Below are 16,837 nucleotides of genomic sequence, written 5' to 3'. Positions count from 1 at the left end.
ATCGAGCGTAGCCTGCCCTTGCACCGCCTGGGAACCTGACGTGCCTCGGAAGGGAGGGAACGGTGTCCGCTGCTGCTCCGCTGGGTCGGGTCGCGCCACGGATCCTCGTGGCGCCCGACAAGTTCAAGGGCTCGCTGACCGCCGCGCAGGCCGCCGCCGCGCTCGGCCGTGGCCTCCGCCGGCGGCTCCCCGACGCCTCCGTCGTCGAGCACCCGATCGCCGACGGGGGCGAGGGCTCGGTGGACATGGTGCTGGGGCACGGCTTCCGGCCCGTGGTGTGCCAGGTGCGCGGGCCGCTGGGCGACCCCGTCCGGGCCACCTACGCGCTGGACGGGGAGACCGCCTTCGTCGAGATGGCCGCCGCGGCCGGTCTCGGGCTGCTGCCCGGCGGGACCCCCGACGACTCGACCGCCCGGACGGCGTCCACCTACGGCGTCGGCGAGCTGATCCGCGACGCGCTCGACCGGGGGGCCCGCCGCATCGTGCTCGCCGTGGGCGGCAGCGCCACGACCGACGGCGGGGCCGGGCTGGCGGCCGCACTCGGCGCCGGTCTCCGGACGGCGTCCGGACCCCTCCCGGCCGAGGGCGGAGCCGGCCTGCTGGACGTGGAGCGGCTGGACCTCGCGGGGCTCGACGCGCGGCTGGCGGAGGCGACCGTCGTGGTCGCGTGCGACGTCGACAACCCGCTGACCGGGCCGTCCGGCGCGGCCGCCGTGTACGGCCCGCAGAAGGGGGCGGGCACGGAGACCGTGGCGCTCCTCGACCGGGCGCTGGAGCGCTGGGCCGACGTGGTGGCCGCCGCGACCGGCCGCGACCTGCGCGACCTGCCGGGTGCCGGGGCCGCGGGCGGGCTCGGCTTCGGCGCCGCGGCCCTGCTCGGCGCCGAGGTGCGCCCGGGCATCGACACCCTGCTCGAGCTCACCGGCTTCGAGCGGTCGCTCGCCGGCGCGGACCTCGTCGTCGTGGGCGAGGGCTCCCTGGACGAGCAGAGCCTGCACGGCAAGGGGCCGGTCGGGGTGGCCGCCGCCGCGGCGCGGGCCGGCGCCCGCGTCGTCGCCGTGGCCGGGCGCAGCACCGTCGCCGCCGACCGGCTGCACGCAGTCGGGATCGAGCGCGTCCACACGCTGGCCGAGCTGGAGCCCGACGCCGGGCGGAGCATGCGGCACGCCGCCGACCTGCTCGAGACGACCGCCGACCGGATCGCGGCCGAATGGCTGAGCACCCCGTCCGAGAGCGCCCCACCCGAGAGCGCCCCACCCGAGAGGACCCCCACCCGATGACCAGCGAGGCAGGGACCGCCGACCCCACCGCACCCGTGGACCCCGAGCGCGGCCCCGCCGCGCGGCAGCGGCCGGAGGAGCTGCTCGCCGCGCTGGCCCTGCCGACCCGCGGCACCACCTACTCCCTGGCGCTGCCCCGCTACACCGGCATGCCGCTGTTCGGGGCGCACCCGCCGTTCGACGTGAGCATGTACCGCACGCCGAACGGGCTGCGCGGCGACGGCATCCACCCCTGGGGCCCGCGCAACGAGGTCAACCTGGGCTACATGGCCGAGACGGTCAGCGGCACGTCGCACAGCGGCGCGCACGTGGACGCGCTCGCGCACATGACCATCGGTGAGGACGACCACTGGTACGGCGGCGGCAACGCCCGGGAGCACCTGGGCGACCGCGGGCCCAAGCTCGGTGACGGGTCCAAGCTGCCGCCGTTCATCACCCGCGGTGTGCTGCTCGACGTGCCGGCCTTCCGGGGGATCGAGGCGCTGCCGGCGCACGAGCCCGTGGGCGCCGAGGAGCTGCAGGCGGTGGCCGCGCACCAGGGGGTGCAGGTGCGCGCCGGCGACGTCGTCCTCATCCGGTCCGGGTACCTGAGCCAGTGGCCCGACCCGGAGGGCCTCGCCCGGCACGTCACGGCCGGTCCCGACATCAGCGCGGCGCGCTGGCTGCTGGAGCAGGGCGTGGTCGCGGTGGGCAGCGACACCGAGACCTTCGAGGTCCAGCCGGCGCCCGACCCGGGCACGCCGGCGAACCCGCAGCCGGTGCACACGCTGCTGCTGATCGAGAACGCGATCTACCTCTTCGAGTCGGTCTACCTGGAGGAGATCTCCCGCGAGCGGGTGCACGAGTTCCTTTTCGTGGCCCTGCCGCTGAAGATCGAGGGCGCCACCGGATCGATGCTCGACCCCGTCGCCATCGTCTGACCGGCGTTGCCCCCGCCGGCGCGGGTCACCGCCGACCGCACGACGCCCTGACCAGGAATTCCTTCGCGCATCGCGCGTGACCGGGAGCCCGGTCGGCCGTTGACCCTCGAGGAGACGAGGGAGGGCCCGTGGGCGAGCAGGACCGGAACCTGATCGAACGACTCATCGCGTGGCGGGTGGGGGCGGCCATGGAGCCGACCCCGCCGAACGAGACGCTGCTGAGGGTGCAGCAGCCGTTCTACGACCTGCTCACCAGGTACTGGTTCCGGCTCGAGGTGGACGGCTGGGAGCGGGTGCCCGACGAGACCTGCCTGGTCGTCGGCGTGCACTCCGGTGGCGCGCTCACGATGGACGCCTGGACCCTGGTCAACGCGTGGCACACGCACTTCGGTGGCGAGCGGGTGCTGCACGGCACGGCGCACGACGTGCTGATGGCCGCGCCCGGGCTCGGTGACTACTTCCGGGCCGTGGGGGTCGTCGCGGCCAACCGGACGAGCGTGACGGCGGCGCTGGCCGGCGGCGAGGACGTCGTCGTCTGGCCCGGGGGCGAGGTCGACGCGATGCGCAGTTGGCGCAAGCGGGACGTCGCGACCCTGGGTGGGCGCACCGGGTTCGTGAAGCAGGCCATCCGGTCCGGTGTGCCGATCCTGCCGGTCGCCACCGTGGGTGGGCACGACACGGTCTTCGTCCTGTCCGAGGGGAAGTGGCTGGCGAACGCCCTCGACCGGCTCACCGGCCTGAAGTCGACGCTGCGCGGCGCCAACCTGCCGATCATCTCCGGCTTCCCGTTCCCGCTGGCGGTCGAGATCCTCCCGGCGCACGTGCCGCTGCCGGCCAAGATCCGGACCGAGCTGCTCGAACCGGTCGAGGTCGACGACGACCCCGACCGCGCCGACGACGCGGTGTACGTGCGGTCGGTCTACGACCGGGTGCAGGCCGACATCCAGGCCGGCATGGACCGGCTGGCCGCCCGGCGCGCCGTGCCCGTCCTCGGCTGACCGGTCCAGGGTCGACGGGGGAGCCGGGCAGCGGCAGGGTGGGCAGCGACGACGGACCCGGGACGACGGAGGGAGCGCAGCGATGGCGGCGCGGTACGAGTACACGGTTGCCGAGATCCGCGAGGGGATGATCGGCGGCAAGATGTCCGGCGACAAGCTGGAGAAGGTGCTCAACCAGCACGCGCGCGAGGGCTGGCAGCTCAAGGCGATCACCTCGGTCGAGGTGAAGGGCCGGATCGGCCCCGGCGGCGTCGAGGGCGTGCTCGTCACCTTCGAGCGGCCCGTGGCGTGACCACCATCCCGCACCTCAGCGACGAGGCGGCGGCCCGGTGGCTGGCCGAGCACCGAGCCGGGGTGGCCCCCGCGGAGGCGCTGGCGTTCTTCGACGGGCTCCTTCCGGTGCCGGCGGCCGATCTGCTCGGCAGGTGGCGGGGGAGCGGCCTGCCGACCGGATCCCGGCTGGACGGGCTGCTGGAGGCCTACGGCTGGTACGGCAAGGAGTTCCTGGGCGCCGAGGCCGTGCACCCGCTGCTGTTCACCGGCCGCGGCGGCCGACCCCGGGCGGTCGACCCCGCCTGGATCCCGCTGCCGCTGCTGCGCGACCACGCCGGCCTGGCAGGGACGTGGCCGGTCCGCACGGTGTTCGGGCGGATCCGACCGCTGCTGCACACCCACCGGCCGAAGGCGCGGCTGCGCACCGTCGAGCACCGGGGGGTGAGCACCGCGGCGATGATCTACGACGCGCTGCCGATCATCGACGTGTTCCGGCGGGTCGGCCCCGACGTCGTGCTCGGCGCGATGGACATGCGGGGGCTGCCGGCCCCGTTCTTCTTCCTGCTCGAGCGCGAGACCGGCTAGCCGACCGGCACCTCGAGCTCGGCCAGCAGGCTGCGGATCCGGCGCTCGATCTCGTCGCGGATCGGCCGCACGGACTCCACGCCCTTGCCGGCCGGGTCCTCGAGCTCCCAGTCCAGGTAGCGCTTGCCGGGGAAGATCGGGCAGGCGTCCCCGCAGCCCATGGTGATGACGACGTCGGACGCCTCGACCGCGTCGGTGGTGAGCACCTTCGGTCGCTGGTCGGAGATGTCGATGCCGACCTCGGCCATGGCCTGCAACGCGGAGGGGTTGACCTGGTCGCCCGGCACGGAGCCGGCCGAGCGGACCTCGACGGCGTCCCCGGCCAGGTGGCGCAGCCAGCCGGCGGCCATCTGCGAGCGGCCGGCGTTGTGCACGCAGACGAACAGCACGCTGGGCGTGTCGGACACGGAGAGCCTCTCGATCGGAGTTCAGGCGGGGGCGGGCTGGAGCTCGGCGAGCAGCGCACGCACCCGGGAGTCGATGTCCTCGCGGATCGAGCGCACCTCGCCGAGGGAGAGGCCGGCGGGGTCGCGCACCTGCCAGTCGAGGTAGCGCTTGCCGGGGTAGACCGGGCAGGCGTCGCCGCAGCCCATGGTGACGACGACGTCGGCGGCGCGGACGACGTCGTCGGTGAGCGGTTTCGGGAAGGCCTGGCCGAGGTCGACGCCGGCCTCCGCCATGGCGGCGATCACGGCGTCGTCGACGGACGCGGCGGGCTGGGAGCCGGCCGAGCGGACGTGCACCCGGCCGCCGGCGCGCTGCTGCAGCAGACCGGCGGCCATCTGCGACCGCCCCGCGTTCTGCACGCAGACGAAGAGCACCTCTAGCACGTCGTGCGCGACCGCTCCCTTCGCCTGGGCCAGCGCGGTGAGCCGTTCGGTGGCGAAGCGGGCGGTCAGCGCCGGCAGGTGCGCGGTGACCCGCGCCGTCCGGGCGAGCGCCGTGTAGGACTCGAAGACGTACCGGTCGACCGTCTCGCGGGCGAACACGCCGGCGAAACGGGCGGCGAGGTCGTCGGCCAGCCGGTGCAGCGCGGCCTCGGGGGTCAGCAGGCCGGGCAGGGACTTCTCGGTCGTCATCGGGCACTCCGGACGAGGTCGGGGACGGTCGGGTCGCCGGGGAACCAGCGCCGGGCGGCCCACAGGGACACGTAGACCAGGCCGACCAGCACGGGAACCTCGATCAGCGGGCCGACGACACCGGCCAGCGCCTGACCGCTGGTGACGCCGAACGTGCCGATCGCGACGGCGATGGCCAGCTCGAAGTTGTTGCCGGCGGCGGTGAAGGCCAGCGTCGCCGTCTTGGCGTAGCCCAGCCGCAGCCGCATGCCGAGGAGGAACGAGCCGCCGAACATCAGCGCGAAGTAGGCGAGCAGCGGCAGCGCGATGCGGGCGACGTCCCAGGGCTGGGAGGTGATCGCGTCCCCCTGCAGGGCGAAGAGCATGACGATGGTGAACAGCAGCCCGTAGAGGGCGACCGGGCCGATCCGCGGGAGGAACCGTTCCTCGTACCAGGCTCGGCCCTTGCGGCGCTCGCCCAGCGTCCGGGTGAGGAACCCCGCGACCAGCGGGATGCCGAGGAAGACCAGCACCGAGACGACGATCGCCCAGACGCTGAACTCCGCCGACGTCGTGGACAGCCCGAGCCAGCCGGGCAGCACCTGCAGGTAGAACCAGCCGAGCGCGGCGAAGGCGACGATCTGGAACACCGAGTTGATCGCGACCAGGACGGTCGCCGCCTCGCGGTCGCCGCAGGACAGGTCGTTCCAGATCAGCACCATCGCGATGCAGCGGGCCAGACCCACGATGATCAGGCCGGTCCGGTACTCGGGGAGGTCGGGCAGCAGTAGCCAGGCGAGGGCGAACATCAGTGCCGGTCCGAGCACCCAGTTGAGCACCAGGCTGGCGCCCAGGAGCTTCCGGTCGCCGGTCACGCGGTCGAGTTCGGAGTACCGGACCTTGGCCAGCACCGGGTACATCATCAGCAGCAGGCCGATCGCGATCGGCAGGCTGACGTTGCCGACCTCGACCGCCGAGAGGGCGTCGTCCAGACCCGGGACCCAGCGGCCCAGCGCCAGCCCGAGGGCCATGGCGGCGATGATCCAGATCGGCAGGAACCGGTCGAGGGTGGACAGCTTCTGCAGCACCGGTGCGTCGGCCGGGGCGGCGGGGCGGCCGTGCTCGTGCACGGTGTCGCTCATGACGGCATCAGCGCCGGTGCCTGGAACAGGTTCGCGACGGCGGCCAGCGCCGCGGGCCGCACGGCGTAGTACACCCACACGCCGCGCTTGTCGCGGTCGAGCAGACCGGCCGAGTGCAGCACCTTGAGGTGGTGGCTGATCGTCGCCTGGGTGAGGTCGAACGCGTCGTTGAGGTCGCAGACGCAGGCCTCGCCGGTCGCGCTCGAGGCGATCAGGCTCACCAGGCGCAGCCGTACGGGGTCCGCCAGCGCCTTGAGCAGGGGGGCGACCTGCTCGGCCTGCTCGGCGGACATCGCCGTGCCGGAGAGCGGCGTGCAGCACGCCAGGCCAGGGTCGGTCATCGGTTCCTCCGTCGCAGACATCGCCGCCCATCGTAGCGACGTCCATCGTATTGACAAGTATCGATGCCTGGTGTTCATTCGGTATTCAGACATCGATGCCTGTCGATGTCCTGACGAGAGGTGGATCCCCCGTGTCCCGTGTACAGCTCGCGCTCCGCGTCGCCGACCTCGACGCCGCCGTCGACTTCTACTCGCGGCTCTTCGACGCCGTCCCGGCCAAGCGCCGTCCCGGGTACGCCAACTTCGCCATCGCCGAGCCGCCGCTGAAGCTGGTCCTGCTGGAAGGGGACGCCGGCGAGCCGACCCGCATGGACCACCTCGGCGTCGAGGTGCCCTCCACCGACGAGGTCGGCGCGGCGACGAGCCGGCTGGCCGACGCCGGCCTGGCCACGCGGGTCGAGGACGGCACCACCTGCTGCTACGCCGTCCAGGACAAGGTCTGGGTGACCGGCCCCGGCGGCGAGCCGTGGGAGGTCTACACCGTCACCGCCGACGCCCGCCCCGACCTCGAGGGCAGGACGGAGGCCGAGCTGTCCGAGGTGGCCGGTGACGGCACCTGCTGCCGGCCCGAGGGCGCGGACACCGACGCGCGCGTCGCCGCCGCCTGCTGCTGACGCGCGCGACGAACCATGCGGTCTCGGGGCGATCGGGCGTCGATGGCCACGAGATCGCATGGTTCGCGTTCGGCAGACGGCGGGGACGGCCTCTGGCAAGGTCTCGCCCGTGGATCTCGACGAGGTGGCCGACGAGCTCTACGCGGTCCCGCCGGAGGAGTTCATCGCCCTCCGGAAGGCCCGCCAAAACGAGGCCAGGGCCGACGGCGACAAGGCGCTGGCGAAGGAGATCGGCGCGCTGCCCAAGCCGTCGGCCGCCGCCTGGGCGGCCAACCTCCTGGTCCGGGAGCAGCGCGCCGAGATCGAGGGCCTGGTCGAGCTGGGGAGCCTGCTCCGCGAGGCCCAGGAGAACCTGGCCGGTGACCAGCTCCGCGCCCTGGACGTGCAGCGCCGGCAGCTGCTCACGGCCCTCACCCGGCAGGCCCGCGCGCTGGCGAACGACCAGGGGCACCCGGTCAGCACCTCGGTGGCCACCCAGATCGAGGAGACCCTCCGCGCCGCGATGTCCGACCCGGAGGCGGGGCGGGCGCTGCTCACCGGCCGGCTCACCTCGCCGATGAGCTACAGCGGCATGGGGACGACGGTCGCCCGGCCCGACCTGCGGCTGGTGCACCCGCCCCGCTCCGGACGCCCGGAACGGCCCGGGAAGCCGGCGACGGCCGGCGCGCGGGAGAAGCAGGGGTCGCCGGAGGAGAAGCAGGCGGGGGAGTCGGCGGCCGAGCGCAGGGCGCGCGAGCAGGAGGAGCGCCGCCGGGCCGCGGAGGAGAAGCGGCAGCGCGAGCTGGCGCGTGCCCGGGAGGCGGCCGAGGCGGCCGTCGCCGCCGCCGAGGAGGCCGAGAGCGCGGCCGAGGAGCAGCGCCGGGAGGTCGGGACGCTCGAGGAGCGTCGTACCCAGCTGCGGGAACGGGTGGACGACCTGGCCGAGCAGCTCGCCGGCGCCGAACGGGACGCCGGGGACGCCGCCGCCACCCTCAAGCGCGCGCAGCGCCGGCTCACCGCGGCCCAGCACGAGGCCGAGGAGGCCGCCGAGGCCCGGGACCGGGCCGTCGCGCACGCGGCCTCCCTGGCCGAGCGGGACTGACCGCCCGCGCTTGCCCCGCGCGCCCCGTGGGGTCGACACTCGGCCCCAGCCCGCCCCGACGCCGTGGAGGACGCCGTGACCGAGGAACCCCGCACCGAGGGCACGTCGCCCGACCACGCGCGCAGCGGCGACGACGTCGCCGACGCGATCGGCGTCGCGGAACGGGGCAGCGCCGTCCGGGAGGTGCACGACCGGGGCGCCGAGGCGAAGCCGGGCGAGGCGCCGGTCGAGCAGCGGCACGGCGACCCTGAGATGACGGAGGGGCAGGTCGTCCTCGGCGAGGGGGAGCCCGGACCGAACCGGTCCATCGGGCTCGACCCGGAGGCGGGGTCCTCGGGGGCGGCCCAGTCGCACCCGGGTGCCCGCATCTCCGACCGGGTGGCCGGCGGTGAGCCACCGCCGCCGGACCCGTCGGCGGACTAGGGGACCGGCGAGCTCCACAGCCCCACCCGCACGGTGGGCCGGGGCCGGGTCGGCCGGTCGAGCAGCGCGCTGGTCGCGTCCGGCGTGGTCAGGAAGCGCTGCAGCGCCCGCGCCGCGCTCGTCGCCCGCCCGTCACCGGGGATGGTCGCCCACCACAGGCCGGTGACCGGCGTGCCCTCGACCGGCAGCCGGACGAGCGTGCCCCGCCGGAGGTCGCCGGCCACGGCGTGAGCGAGGGCGAGCAGCAGCCCCGGCCCCGACCGGACGGCGGTCAGCGCGGCGGCCTCGCTCTCGCACTCCTCGACCTCGGTCGGCAGGCCGGCCCGGTCCGCCCAGCGCTCCTCCTCGCTGCCCGCCTCGAACCCGCCCGGGCCGGTCAGCCAGGGACGGCCGCCGAGGTCGGCGACGGCGAGCCGGCGACGGCCGGCGAGCGGGTGCCCGGGTGCGGCCACCACGATCCGCTCGTACCGCAGGAAGGGCACCGCGTCCGGTGCCGGTCCGGACACCGGCCGGGGCCGGACGCCGAGCACGATGTCCGCGACGTCGTCGGCCAGGGCGCTCGCCGCGCAGCCGGTCGAGCCCACCGTGAGGTCCACCGCCGCCCGGTTCAGCCGCCGGGTGAAGGCCGCCACCGCCGCGCCCGCCACGTGCTCGGCGCAGGCCGCCGTGGCGAGCACGCGCAGCGAGCCTGCGGAGGTCGCCTGGCTCACCTCGCGGCGGGTGCGGTCGGCCAGCCGGACCAGCTCCCGGGCCCGCGTGGCCAGCGCCCGCCCGCCCGGGGTGAGCGTGATCCCGGCACCGGTCCGCCGGAAGAGCGGGTCCCCGAGGTCGGCTCGCAGCGCCGCGACCGCCGAGGACACCGCCGGCTCGCTCACCCCCAGTGCCTTCGCCGCGGCACGCAGCGACCCCAGCTCGGCGACGAGCGCGAAGGTGCGGAGCTGGGTGAACGTCATGGCGGACGGCCCTCATAACCGGTCGGTTATCTCGATGTTGACAGTGATCCAGGTCACCGACAAGGTCCACCGCACCAGGGCCCCACCGCGGGGCCCGTGGGAAGGGGGTCCCCCCGTGCAGGTACCGGCTCCGTTCGACTACGTCCGCGCGACCAGCGTCGCGAACGCCCTGGAGCTCCTCGAACGCCACGGGCCGGAGGCCCGCGTCATCGCCGGCGGGCACAGCCTGCTGCCGATGATGAAGCTCCGGCTGGCCCGGCCCGACTGGATCATCGACATCAACGACGTCGCCGAGCTGCACGCGCTCACCGAGGAGCCCGACGAGCTGCGCGTGGGGGCGCTGACCCGCCACGCCGAGCTGCTGGACTCCGACGTCGTCGGCCGGCTGTTCCCGATCATCCACGACGCGGAGCGGGTCATCGCCGATCCCGTGGTGCGCAACCGCGGCACCATCGGCGGCTCCCTGGGCCAGGCCGATCCCGCCGAGGACCTCACCACCGTGTGCGACGTCCTGCACGCCCGGATCGTCATCGCCTCCCCGGGCGGCGAGCGCGTCGTCGACATGGCCGACTTCCACCGCGGCCCCTACGAGACCGCCTGCGAGCAGCACGAGCTGATCACCGAGATCCGGTTCCCCGTCCGCCCGCGGGCGGGCAGCGCCTACGAGAAGGTCGAGCGCAGGGTCGGTGACTGGGCCGTCGCGGCCGCCGGCGCGGCCCTCTGGATGGCCGAGGACGGCACCGTCGCCGACGCCACCATCGGCCTCACCGCCCTGGGCCTGGAAGGGCCGGCGGTCGAGGCCGCGGCCGTGCTGATCGGGGAGCGGCCCAGCGAGGACCTCTTCGCCGAGGCCGCGGACCTGGCCGCCGCGGCCAGCTCGCCGATCGAGGACCAGCGCGGCCCGGTGGACTACAAGCGCCACCTCGCCGCCGAACTCACCCGCCGCGTCCTGGGCCGTGCCCTCGACCGCGCGGCCCACCCCGCCGTCGCCTGAGGAGGCCGACCATGCAGGTCACGATGACCGTCAACGGGACCGAGGTCACCCGCGACGTCGAACCCCGCATCCTGCTCGTGCACTACCTGCGCGAGTCGCTCGGGCTGACCGGCACCCACTGGGGGTGCGACACCAGCAACTGCGGCACCTGCGTGGTGCTCGTCGACGGCGAACCGGTGAAGTCGTGCACCCAGCTGGCGGCCATGACCGCCGGGCACGAGGTGACCACGGTCGAGGGCATGGCCGACGGCGCGACCCTCGACCCGGTCCAGCAGGGGTTCATGGAGGAGCACGGCCTGCAGTGCGGGTTCTGCACCCCGGGGATGATGCTCACCGCCCGCGCGCTGCTCGACCGCAACCCCGATCCGGCCGAGGACGAGATCCGCGAGGCCATCTCCGGCCAGATCTGCCGCTGCACCGGCTACGCCACGATCGTCCGTTCCGTCCAGTGGGCCGCCGCGCACCCGGCCGCCGAGGGCACGACCGCCAGCGAGGTACCGGCATGACCACCGTCGAGGAACGCCCGGCCCGCGAGGCCAACCCGTCGGCCACCGCCGCCGACCGGCCGATCGGCTTCGGCCGCATCCAGCGCAAGGAGGACCCGCGGTTCGTCCGCGGCAAGGGCAACTACCTCGACGACATCGTGCTGCCCGGCATGCTGCACGGCGCGATCCTGCGCTCGCCGATGGCGCACGGCCGGATCGTCTCGATCGACACCACCGAGGCCCTCGCGCACCCGAAGGTGCACGCGGTCATCACCGGCACGGACCTCGAAGGGCTCAACCTCGCCTGGGCGCCGACCCTGTCCGCCGACGTCCAGGCCGTGCTGGCCACCGACAAGGTCCGGTTCCAGGGCCAGGAGGTCGCGTTCGTCGTCGCCGAGGACCGGTACTCCGCCCGCGACGCCCTCGAGCTCATCGACGTCGAGTACGAGCAGCTGGACCCGGTCATCGACGTGCGGCGGGCGCTCGACCCGGGCGCGCCGGTCGTCCGCACCGACCTCGAGGGCCGCACCGACAACCACATCTTCGACTGGGAGGCCGGCGACGCCGCGGAGACCGACGCGGTCTTCGCGGCCGCCGACGTCGTCGTGAAGCAGGAGATGGTCTACCCGCGGGTGCACCCCGCGCCGATGGAGACCTGCGGGGCGATCGCCGACTACGAGCCGATCGACGGCAAGCTCACCCTCTACGAGACGACGCAGGCCCCGCACGCGCACCGCACGCTGTTCGCGATGGTGGCCGGCATCCCCGAGCACAAGATCCGCGTGATCAGCCCCGACATCGGCGGCGGCTTCGGCAACAAGGTCGGCATCTACCCCGGCTACATCCTCGCCGTGGTCGGGTCGATCGTGACCGGCAAGCCGGTGAAGTGGGTCGAGGACCGCTCCGAGAACCTGATGAGCACCTCGTTCGCCCGCGACTACATCATGACCGGCGAGGTGGCGGCGACCAGGGACGGGAAGATCCTCGCCGTCCGCACGAACGTGCTGGCCGACCACGGGGCGTTCAACGCGACCGCGCAGCCGACCAAGTACCCGGCCGGCTTCTTCCACATCTTCACCGGCAGCTACGACCTGCAGGCCGCGCACTGCAAGGTCACCGGGGTCTACACCAACAAGGCCCCCGGCGGGGTGGCCTACGCCTGCTCGTTCCGGGTGACCGAGGCGGTCTACCTGGTCGAGCGGATGGTCGACGTCCTCGCCAGCGAGCTGGGCATGGACCCGGTCGAGCTGCGGCTGAAGAACTTCATCAAGCCCGAGCAGTTCCCCTACGCCAACAAGACCGGCTGGGAGTACGACTCCGGCGACTACGAGCCGACCATGCGGCTGGCCATGCAGATCGCCGGCTACGAGGACCTGCGCCGCGAGCAGGCGGAGAAGCGGGCCCGCGGGGAGCTCATGGGCATCGGCATCTCCTTCTTCACCGAGACCGTCGGCGCCGGACCGCGCAAGCACATGGACATCGTCGGCCTGGGCATGGCCGACGGCGCCGAGGTGCGGGTGCACCCCACCGGCAAGGCCGTCGTCCGGCTGTCGGTGCAGAGCCAGGGCCAGGGCCACGAGACGACGTTCGCGCAGATCGTCGCCGAGGAGCTCGGCATCCCGCCCGAGGACATCGACGTCGTGCACGGCGACACCGACAACACCCCCTTCGGGCTGGGCACCTACGGCAGCCGGTCCACCCCGGTCAGCGGCGCCGCGGTGGCCCTCACCTCGCGCAAGGTCCGGGACAAGGCCCGGCTGATCGCCGCGGCGATGCTCGAGACGCGGCCCGAGGACCTCGAGTGGGAGAAGGGCCGCTGGTTCGTGAAGGGCGATCCCGGCGCCGGGAAGACGATCGCGGAGATCGCGCTCGGCGCGCACGGCACCGTCGCGCTGCCCGAGGGCGTCGACGGCAACCTGGACGCCGAGGTCACCTACGACCCGCCGAACCTGACCTTCCCGTTCGGGGCGTACATCTGCGTGGTCGACATCGACAAGGGCACCGGCAAGGTGCACGTGCGGCGGTTCGTCGCGGTGGACGACTGCGGCACGCGGATCAACCCGATGATCATCGAGGGGCAGATCCACGGCGGCCTGGCCGACGGGGTCGGGATGGCGCTGATGGAGTTCATCGGCTTCGACGAGGACGGGAACTGCCTCGGCGGGTCGTTCATGGACTACCTGATCCCCACCGCGATGGAGGTCCCCGACTGGGAGACCGGGCACACCGTGACCCCGTCACCGCACCACCCCATCGGTGCGAAGGGGATCGGGGAGTCGGCGACCGTGGGTTCGCCGCCGGCCGTCGTCAACGCCGTGGTCGACGCGCTCGCCCCGTTCGGCCTGACCCACATGGACATGCCGTGCACCCCCGCCCGGGTGTGGGAGGCCATGCAGGGCCGGCCCACGCCCCCGATCTGAACAAGGACCTTCTCGCCCCCCACGCCTCGCGGGCTCGGCGCGGGCCCCTGCGAGAAGGCCGTTCCAGCCCGTCACCGCCCCTGCAGCGGGCCGAACCGCTCATCGGAAGGGAGATCCACCGTTGTCCGTGACCGACGCCGCAGCGGAGCTGACCCGCACCCGTGAGCCGTTCGTGCAGGCCACCGTCGTCCGGGCGCAGAAGCCGACCAGCGCGCACGCCGGCGACACCGCGCTGGTCCGCTCCGACGGGTCGATCGACGGCTTCGTCGGCGGCACCTGCGCCGAGGCGTCGGTGCGCGAGTACGGGCTGATGACGCTGTCGACGAACGAGCCGCTGCTGCTGCGGATCGTCCCGGGTGACGTCGGTCCGCAGAGCACCGAGGAGGGCGCGGTCACCGTCGCCAACCCGTGCCTGTCCGGTGGTGCGGTGGAGATCTTCCTCGAGCCACGCGTCCCGGCCCCGCGGATGCTGGTGGTCGGCGACAGCCCGGTCGCGGAGGCGCTCGCCGCGCTGGGCCGTCCGCTCGGCCTCGACGTCGCGCTGGTGGCCGGGGACGAGGCCGCACCCGCGGCCGGTGACGCCGCGCTGGTGGTGGCCTCGCACGGGCGGGGGGAGGAGCCGGCCCTCGCCGCGGCGCTGCGCCTCGGCATCCCCTACGTGGGGCTGATCGCCAGCCGGATCCGGGGGGCCGGCGTGCTGGCCTCCCTCGACGTGACCGACGAGCAGCGCAGCCGGGTGCACAGCCCGGCCGGCCTCGACATCGGCGGCAGGACGGCGGCGGAGATCGCCCTGTCGGTGCTCGCCGAGATCGTGCAGGAGCGCCGCGCCGCCGAACGGCACGCGGGGGAGCGCCCGTCGGCGGGGCCGGACGCCGGTCCGGCCCGGGCCGTCGATCCGGTGTGCGGCATGACGGTCGCCGCCGTGGACAGCACCCCGCACGCCGAGGTCGGCGGGACGACGACGTGGTTCTGCTGCGAGGGCTGCCGGACGGCGTTCGTGGCCGACCCGGAGCGGTATGCCCCGGCGTCCTGAGGGCCGGTCGTGACGGCGGCGGCCCGGATCGGCGCCGAGGAGGACGTCCGCGCCCGCGTGCCGGACGTGGAGACCCTCGCCGCCGGGCTCGACGCGGTGGACTACCTGGCCGACCCGGGTCTGGCGACCGCGCTGTTCCTCGCCCTGCGGCTGCCGCAACCGCTGCTGTTGGAGGGGGAGCCCGGCGTCGGCAAGACCGAGGCGGCGAAGGCGCTGGCCCGCATCCTGGACACCCCGCTCTACCGGCTGCAGTGCTTCGAGGGCATCGACGCCGCCGAGGCGCTGTACGAGTGGAACCACCCCCGCCAGCTGCTGGGCATCCGGCTGGCCGAGGCGCGCGGCGGGTCGCTCGCGGAGGACGACCTGTTCGGTGCCGACTACCTGCTGCGCCGGCCGCTGCTGCAGGCGATCGAGCACCCCGGCCCGCGCCCGGCCGTGCTGCTGCTCGACGAGATCGACCGCGCCGACGCCGAGTTCGAGGCGTTCACCTTCGAGGTGCTGGCCGAGGCGGCGGTCACCGTGCCCGAGCTGGGCACGATCCGCGCCGCCCACCCACCGGTCGTCGTCCTCACCTCCAACCGGACCCGGGACCTGCACGACGCGCTGACCCGGCGGTGCCTCTACCACTGGATCGACTACCCCTCCCCGGAGCGGGTGGCCGAGATCGTGACCCGGCGGGTGCCCGGCAGCGCCGAGCCGCTGGCGGTGGCCGCCGCGGCCGCGGTCGCCCGGCTGCGCTCGCTGGACATGGTCAAGCCGCCGGGCATCGCGGAGGTCATCGACTGGGTCGCCGCGCTGGACCTGCTCGGCCTGACCCGGCTGGACGCGGCCGCGGTCGACCGCACCTGGGGGGCGGTGCTGAAGAACCGGGACGACCAGGAGCTCGCCCGCTCCCGGGGGGCCTCCTGGCTGGCCGGTGGCTGACCTCGGGCAGGTCGTGGTGGGCGCCGGCCCGCTCGCCGTCGGACTGACGACGGCGCTGCACCGGGCCGGGCTGCCGGCGCCGCCCGAGCGGGCCGCGGGCCTGGCACGGGCGCTGCAGCTGGTGCCGCCGGTCGACCGGTCGGCGCTGTACTGGACCTGCCGGGTCGCGCTGGTCACCGACCGGGCGCAACTGCCGGTGTTCGACGCGGTGTTCTCCGCGATCTTCGACGGCCGGCTGGACCCGGCCGACAGCCGCGGCGACCCGACCGCCCCGCCACCGGTGGGCAGCGAGCCGCACACCCGGCCCACGCCCCCGGACGACCGGCCGACCCAGCCGGGGGAGGCGGGCGCGGCGCCGGGCACGCCGGGCGACGGGGGCGACGGGGACGAGCGCGAGGTGCGGCTGGCGGCGGCCTCCGCCGAGGAGCGGCTGCGGCACACCTCCTTCGCCGACCTCGGCGCGGACGAGCTGGCCGGCGTCCGGGAGCTGGTGCGGCGGCTGGTGCTCAGCACGCCGGTCCGCCGGAGCCGTCGCAGCCGGGCCAGCCGGCGGTCGGGCGACCGGCTCGACCTGCGGCGCACCGTCCGTGCCGCCCAGCGCACCGGTGGCGACCCCGCCCGGCTGGTGCACGCGGTCCGGCGGACGACGCCGCGCCGGCTGGTGCTGCTCTGCGACGTCTCCGGCTCGATGGAGCCCTACACGCGGGTCTACCTGACCCTGCTGCAGGGGGCGGTCGCCGGGGCGCGGGCGGAGGCGTTCGTCTTCTCCACCGGGCTCACCCGGCTGACCCGGCAGCTCGCCGTCCGGGATCCCGACCAGGCGCTGGCCCGCGCCGGGGCGGCGTCGTCGGAGTGGGCCGGCGGCACCCGGCTGGCCGCGGGGATCGGCCGGTTCGTCGCCGACCACGGCCGGCGGGGGATGGCCCGCGGTGCCGTCGTCGTCGTGCTGTCCGACGGGTGGGCCCAGGACGACCCCGACGACGTCGCGGACGCCATGCGACGGCTGCACCGGCTGGCCCACCGGGTCGTGTGGGTGAACCCGCGCAAGGCCGGCCCCGGGTACGCCCCGCTGGTCGGGGGCATGGCCGCCGCGCTGCCGTACTGCGACGCGTTCGTCAGCGGCCACAGCCTCGCGGCGCTGGAGCAGGTCGTCGTGGCGGTGCGCGAGGACGCGCGCCGCTGACGGGGAGCCCGGGACGGCGGGTGCGCCACCGGACATCTGTCCGTCTCGGGACCGACACACACGGTGCCTAGCGTGCACGCGATCCGGATGTCGCCCGGTCGCTCGACGCCCGCGGCGGGACCTCGCGGAC

Annotated in this window: 19 protein-coding genes; 14 read left to right on the top strand and 5 right to left on the bottom strand. The window is 74.7% G+C overall.

Features of this window, described 5'->3' with window-relative positions; all coding sequences use genetic code 11:
- The first annotated feature begins 62 nt into the window (after window positions 1–62).
- From BM142_RS07295 to BM142_RS07275, 5 genes are all read left to right on the top strand, one after another.
- A complete protein-coding gene (locus BM142_RS07295; protein WP_254790619.1) occupies window positions 63–1,280 on the top strand; it encodes a glycerate kinase in 1,218 nt (405 codons plus the stop codon).
- Window positions 1,277–2,200: a cyclase family protein gene (locus BM142_RS07290; protein WP_092196110.1), complete on the top strand. Its 924-nt coding sequence runs from the start codon at window positions 1,277–1,279 to the stop codon at window positions 2,198–2,200. The genes BM142_RS07295 and BM142_RS07290 overlap by 4 nt, the downstream gene beginning before the upstream one ends.
- 128 nt (window positions 2,201–2,328) lie before the next feature.
- Window positions 2,329–3,198 (top strand): lysophospholipid acyltransferase family protein, encoded by an 870-nt coding sequence (locus tag BM142_RS07285; RefSeq protein WP_217640622.1) that lies wholly within the window; start codon window positions 2,329–2,331, stop codon window positions 3,196–3,198.
- A gap of 82 nt (window positions 3,199–3,280) precedes the next feature.
- Window positions 3,281–3,490, top strand: a complete 210-nt coding sequence (locus tag BM142_RS07280; protein WP_092196109.1) for a DUF4177 domain-containing protein — start codon at window positions 3,281–3,283, stop codon at window positions 3,488–3,490.
- Entirely contained in the window at window positions 3,487–4,056 is a 570-nt protein-coding gene (locus BM142_RS07275) for a DUF4334 domain-containing protein (protein ID WP_092196108.1), read from the top strand. Before BM142_RS07280 ends, BM142_RS07275 begins: the two co-directional genes overlap by 4 nt.
- Here the strand turns inward: BM142_RS07275 and BM142_RS07270 are convergent.
- From BM142_RS07270 to BM142_RS07255, 4 genes are read right to left on the bottom strand one after another with little or no spacing between them, the layout of a single operon-like run.
- A complete protein-coding gene (locus tag BM142_RS07270; protein ID WP_092196107.1) occupies window positions 4,053–4,463 on the bottom strand; it encodes an arsenate reductase ArsC in 411 nt (136 codons plus the stop codon). The genes BM142_RS07275 and BM142_RS07270 overlap by 4 nt on opposite strands.
- Before the next feature lie 21 nt (window positions 4,464–4,484).
- Window positions 4,485–5,135, bottom strand: coding sequence for an arsenate reductase ArsC (locus BM142_RS07265; RefSeq protein WP_092196106.1), 651 nt, complete (start codon window positions 5,133–5,135; stop codon window positions 4,485–4,487).
- Window positions 5,132–6,256, bottom strand: a complete 1,125-nt coding sequence (gene arsB / locus BM142_RS07260; protein ID WP_092196105.1) for an ACR3 family arsenite efflux transporter — start codon at window positions 6,254–6,256, stop codon at window positions 5,132–5,134. The genes BM142_RS07265 and arsB overlap by 4 nt, the downstream gene beginning before the upstream one ends.
- Window positions 6,253–6,597, bottom strand: a complete 345-nt coding sequence (locus BM142_RS07255; protein ID WP_254790618.1) for an ArsR/SmtB family transcription factor — start codon at window positions 6,595–6,597, stop codon at window positions 6,253–6,255. The genes arsB and BM142_RS07255 overlap by 4 nt, the downstream gene beginning before the upstream one ends.
- A 131-nt stretch (window positions 6,598–6,728) precedes the next feature.
- Between BM142_RS07255 and BM142_RS07250 the strand changes: the two genes are divergently transcribed.
- The 3 genes from BM142_RS07250 to BM142_RS07240 all read left to right on the top strand — a co-directional run bounded on the left by BM142_RS07250 (window position 6,729) and on the right by BM142_RS07240 (window position 8,715).
- A complete protein-coding gene (locus BM142_RS07250) occupies window positions 6,729–7,211 on the top strand; it encodes an ArsI/CadI family heavy metal resistance metalloenzyme (protein WP_092196103.1) in 483 nt (160 codons plus the stop codon).
- A 109-nt stretch (window positions 7,212–7,320) separates the two neighbouring features.
- Window positions 7,321–8,292, top strand: coding sequence for a hypothetical protein (locus tag BM142_RS24420; RefSeq protein WP_092196102.1), 972 nt, complete (start codon window positions 7,321–7,323; stop codon window positions 8,290–8,292).
- Between the two features lie 75 nt (window positions 8,293–8,367).
- Window positions 8,368–8,715 carry a hypothetical protein gene (locus BM142_RS07240; RefSeq protein ID WP_139228799.1) on the top strand — a complete coding sequence of 116 codons (348 nt, stop codon included), beginning with the start codon at window positions 8,368–8,370 and terminating at the stop codon, window positions 8,713–8,715.
- Here the strand turns inward: BM142_RS07240 and BM142_RS07235 are convergent.
- Window positions 8,712–9,668 (bottom strand): LysR family transcriptional regulator, encoded by a 957-nt coding sequence (locus BM142_RS07235; protein ID WP_092196100.1) that lies wholly within the window; start codon window positions 9,666–9,668, stop codon window positions 8,712–8,714. The two genes, BM142_RS07240 and BM142_RS07235, sit on opposite strands and share 4 nt — an antisense overlap.
- A gap of 115 nt (window positions 9,669–9,783) precedes the next feature.
- On the opposite strand from BM142_RS07235, the gene BM142_RS07230 reads away from it, so the two are divergent.
- From BM142_RS07230 to BM142_RS07205, 6 genes are all read left to right on the top strand, one after another.
- Window positions 9,784–10,662, top strand: coding sequence for an FAD binding domain-containing protein (locus BM142_RS07230; RefSeq protein WP_092196199.1), 879 nt, complete (start codon window positions 9,784–9,786; stop codon window positions 10,660–10,662).
- An 11-nt stretch (window positions 10,663–10,673) separates the two neighbouring features.
- A complete protein-coding gene (locus BM142_RS07225) occupies window positions 10,674–11,168 on the top strand; it encodes a (2Fe-2S)-binding protein (RefSeq protein WP_092196099.1) in 495 nt (164 codons plus the stop codon).
- Window positions 11,165–13,567 carry an aerobic carbon-monoxide dehydrogenase large subunit gene (locus tag BM142_RS07220; protein ID WP_092196098.1) on the top strand — a complete coding sequence of 801 codons (2,403 nt, stop codon included), beginning with the start codon at window positions 11,165–11,167 and terminating at the stop codon, window positions 13,565–13,567. Before BM142_RS07225 ends, BM142_RS07220 begins: the two co-directional genes overlap by 4 nt.
- A gap of 127 nt (window positions 13,568–13,694) precedes the next feature.
- Complete coding sequence (locus BM142_RS07215; protein ID WP_217640621.1) at window positions 13,695–14,600, top strand: XdhC family protein; 906 nt, start codon at window positions 13,695–13,697, stop codon at window positions 14,598–14,600.
- A 9-nt stretch (window positions 14,601–14,609) separates the two neighbouring features.
- Window positions 14,610–15,524 (top strand): AAA family ATPase, encoded by a 915-nt coding sequence (locus BM142_RS07210; protein ID WP_092196096.1) that lies wholly within the window; start codon window positions 14,610–14,612, stop codon window positions 15,522–15,524.
- A complete protein-coding gene (locus tag BM142_RS07205; protein ID WP_217640620.1) occupies window positions 15,517–16,707 on the top strand; it encodes a vWA domain-containing protein in 1,191 nt (396 codons plus the stop codon). Before BM142_RS07210 ends, BM142_RS07205 begins: the two co-directional genes overlap by 8 nt.
- The last annotated feature ends 130 nt before the right edge of the window (window positions 16,708–16,837 follow it).

Source organism: Blastococcus tunisiensis (assembly GCF_900112815.1).
Classification (GTDB): domain Bacteria; phylum Actinomycetota; class Actinomycetes; order Mycobacteriales; family Geodermatophilaceae; genus Blastococcus_B; species Blastococcus_B tunisiensis.
The sequence above is the reverse complement of the archived record's forward strand: the minus strand, read 5'-3'. Positions and strand labels throughout refer to the sequence as shown.

What these genes read in the sequence shown, in the direction of transcription:
- BM142_RS07220 (WP_092196098.1), top strand. Translation starts at nt 11,165, where the DNA reads ATGACCACCGTCGAGGAACGCCCGGCCCGCGAGGCCAACCCGTCGGCC.
- BM142_RS07225 (WP_092196099.1), top strand. Translation starts at nt 10,674, where the DNA reads ATGCAGGTCACGATGACCGTCAACGGGACCGAGGTCACCCGCGACGTC.
- BM142_RS07255 (WP_254790618.1), bottom strand. Translation starts at nt 6,597, where the DNA reads ATGACCGACCCTGGCCTGGCGTGCTGCACGCCGCTCTCCGGCACGGCG.
- BM142_RS07265 (WP_092196106.1), bottom strand. Translation starts at nt 5,135, where the DNA reads ATGACGACCGAGAAGTCCCTGCCCGGCCTGCTGACCCCCGAGGCCGCG.
- BM142_RS07280 (WP_092196109.1), top strand. Translation starts at nt 3,281, where the DNA reads ATGGCGGCGCGGTACGAGTACACGGTTGCCGAGATCCGCGAGGGGATG.
- BM142_RS07235 (WP_092196100.1), bottom strand. Translation starts at nt 9,668, where the DNA reads ATGACGTTCACCCAGCTCCGCACCTTCGCGCTCGTCGCCGAGCTGGGG.
- arsB (WP_092196105.1), bottom strand. Translation starts at nt 6,256, where the DNA reads ATGAGCGACACCGTGCACGAGCACGGCCGCCCCGCCGCCCCGGCCGAC.
- BM142_RS07290 (WP_092196110.1), top strand. Translation starts at nt 1,277, where the DNA reads ATGACCAGCGAGGCAGGGACCGCCGACCCCACCGCACCCGTGGACCCC.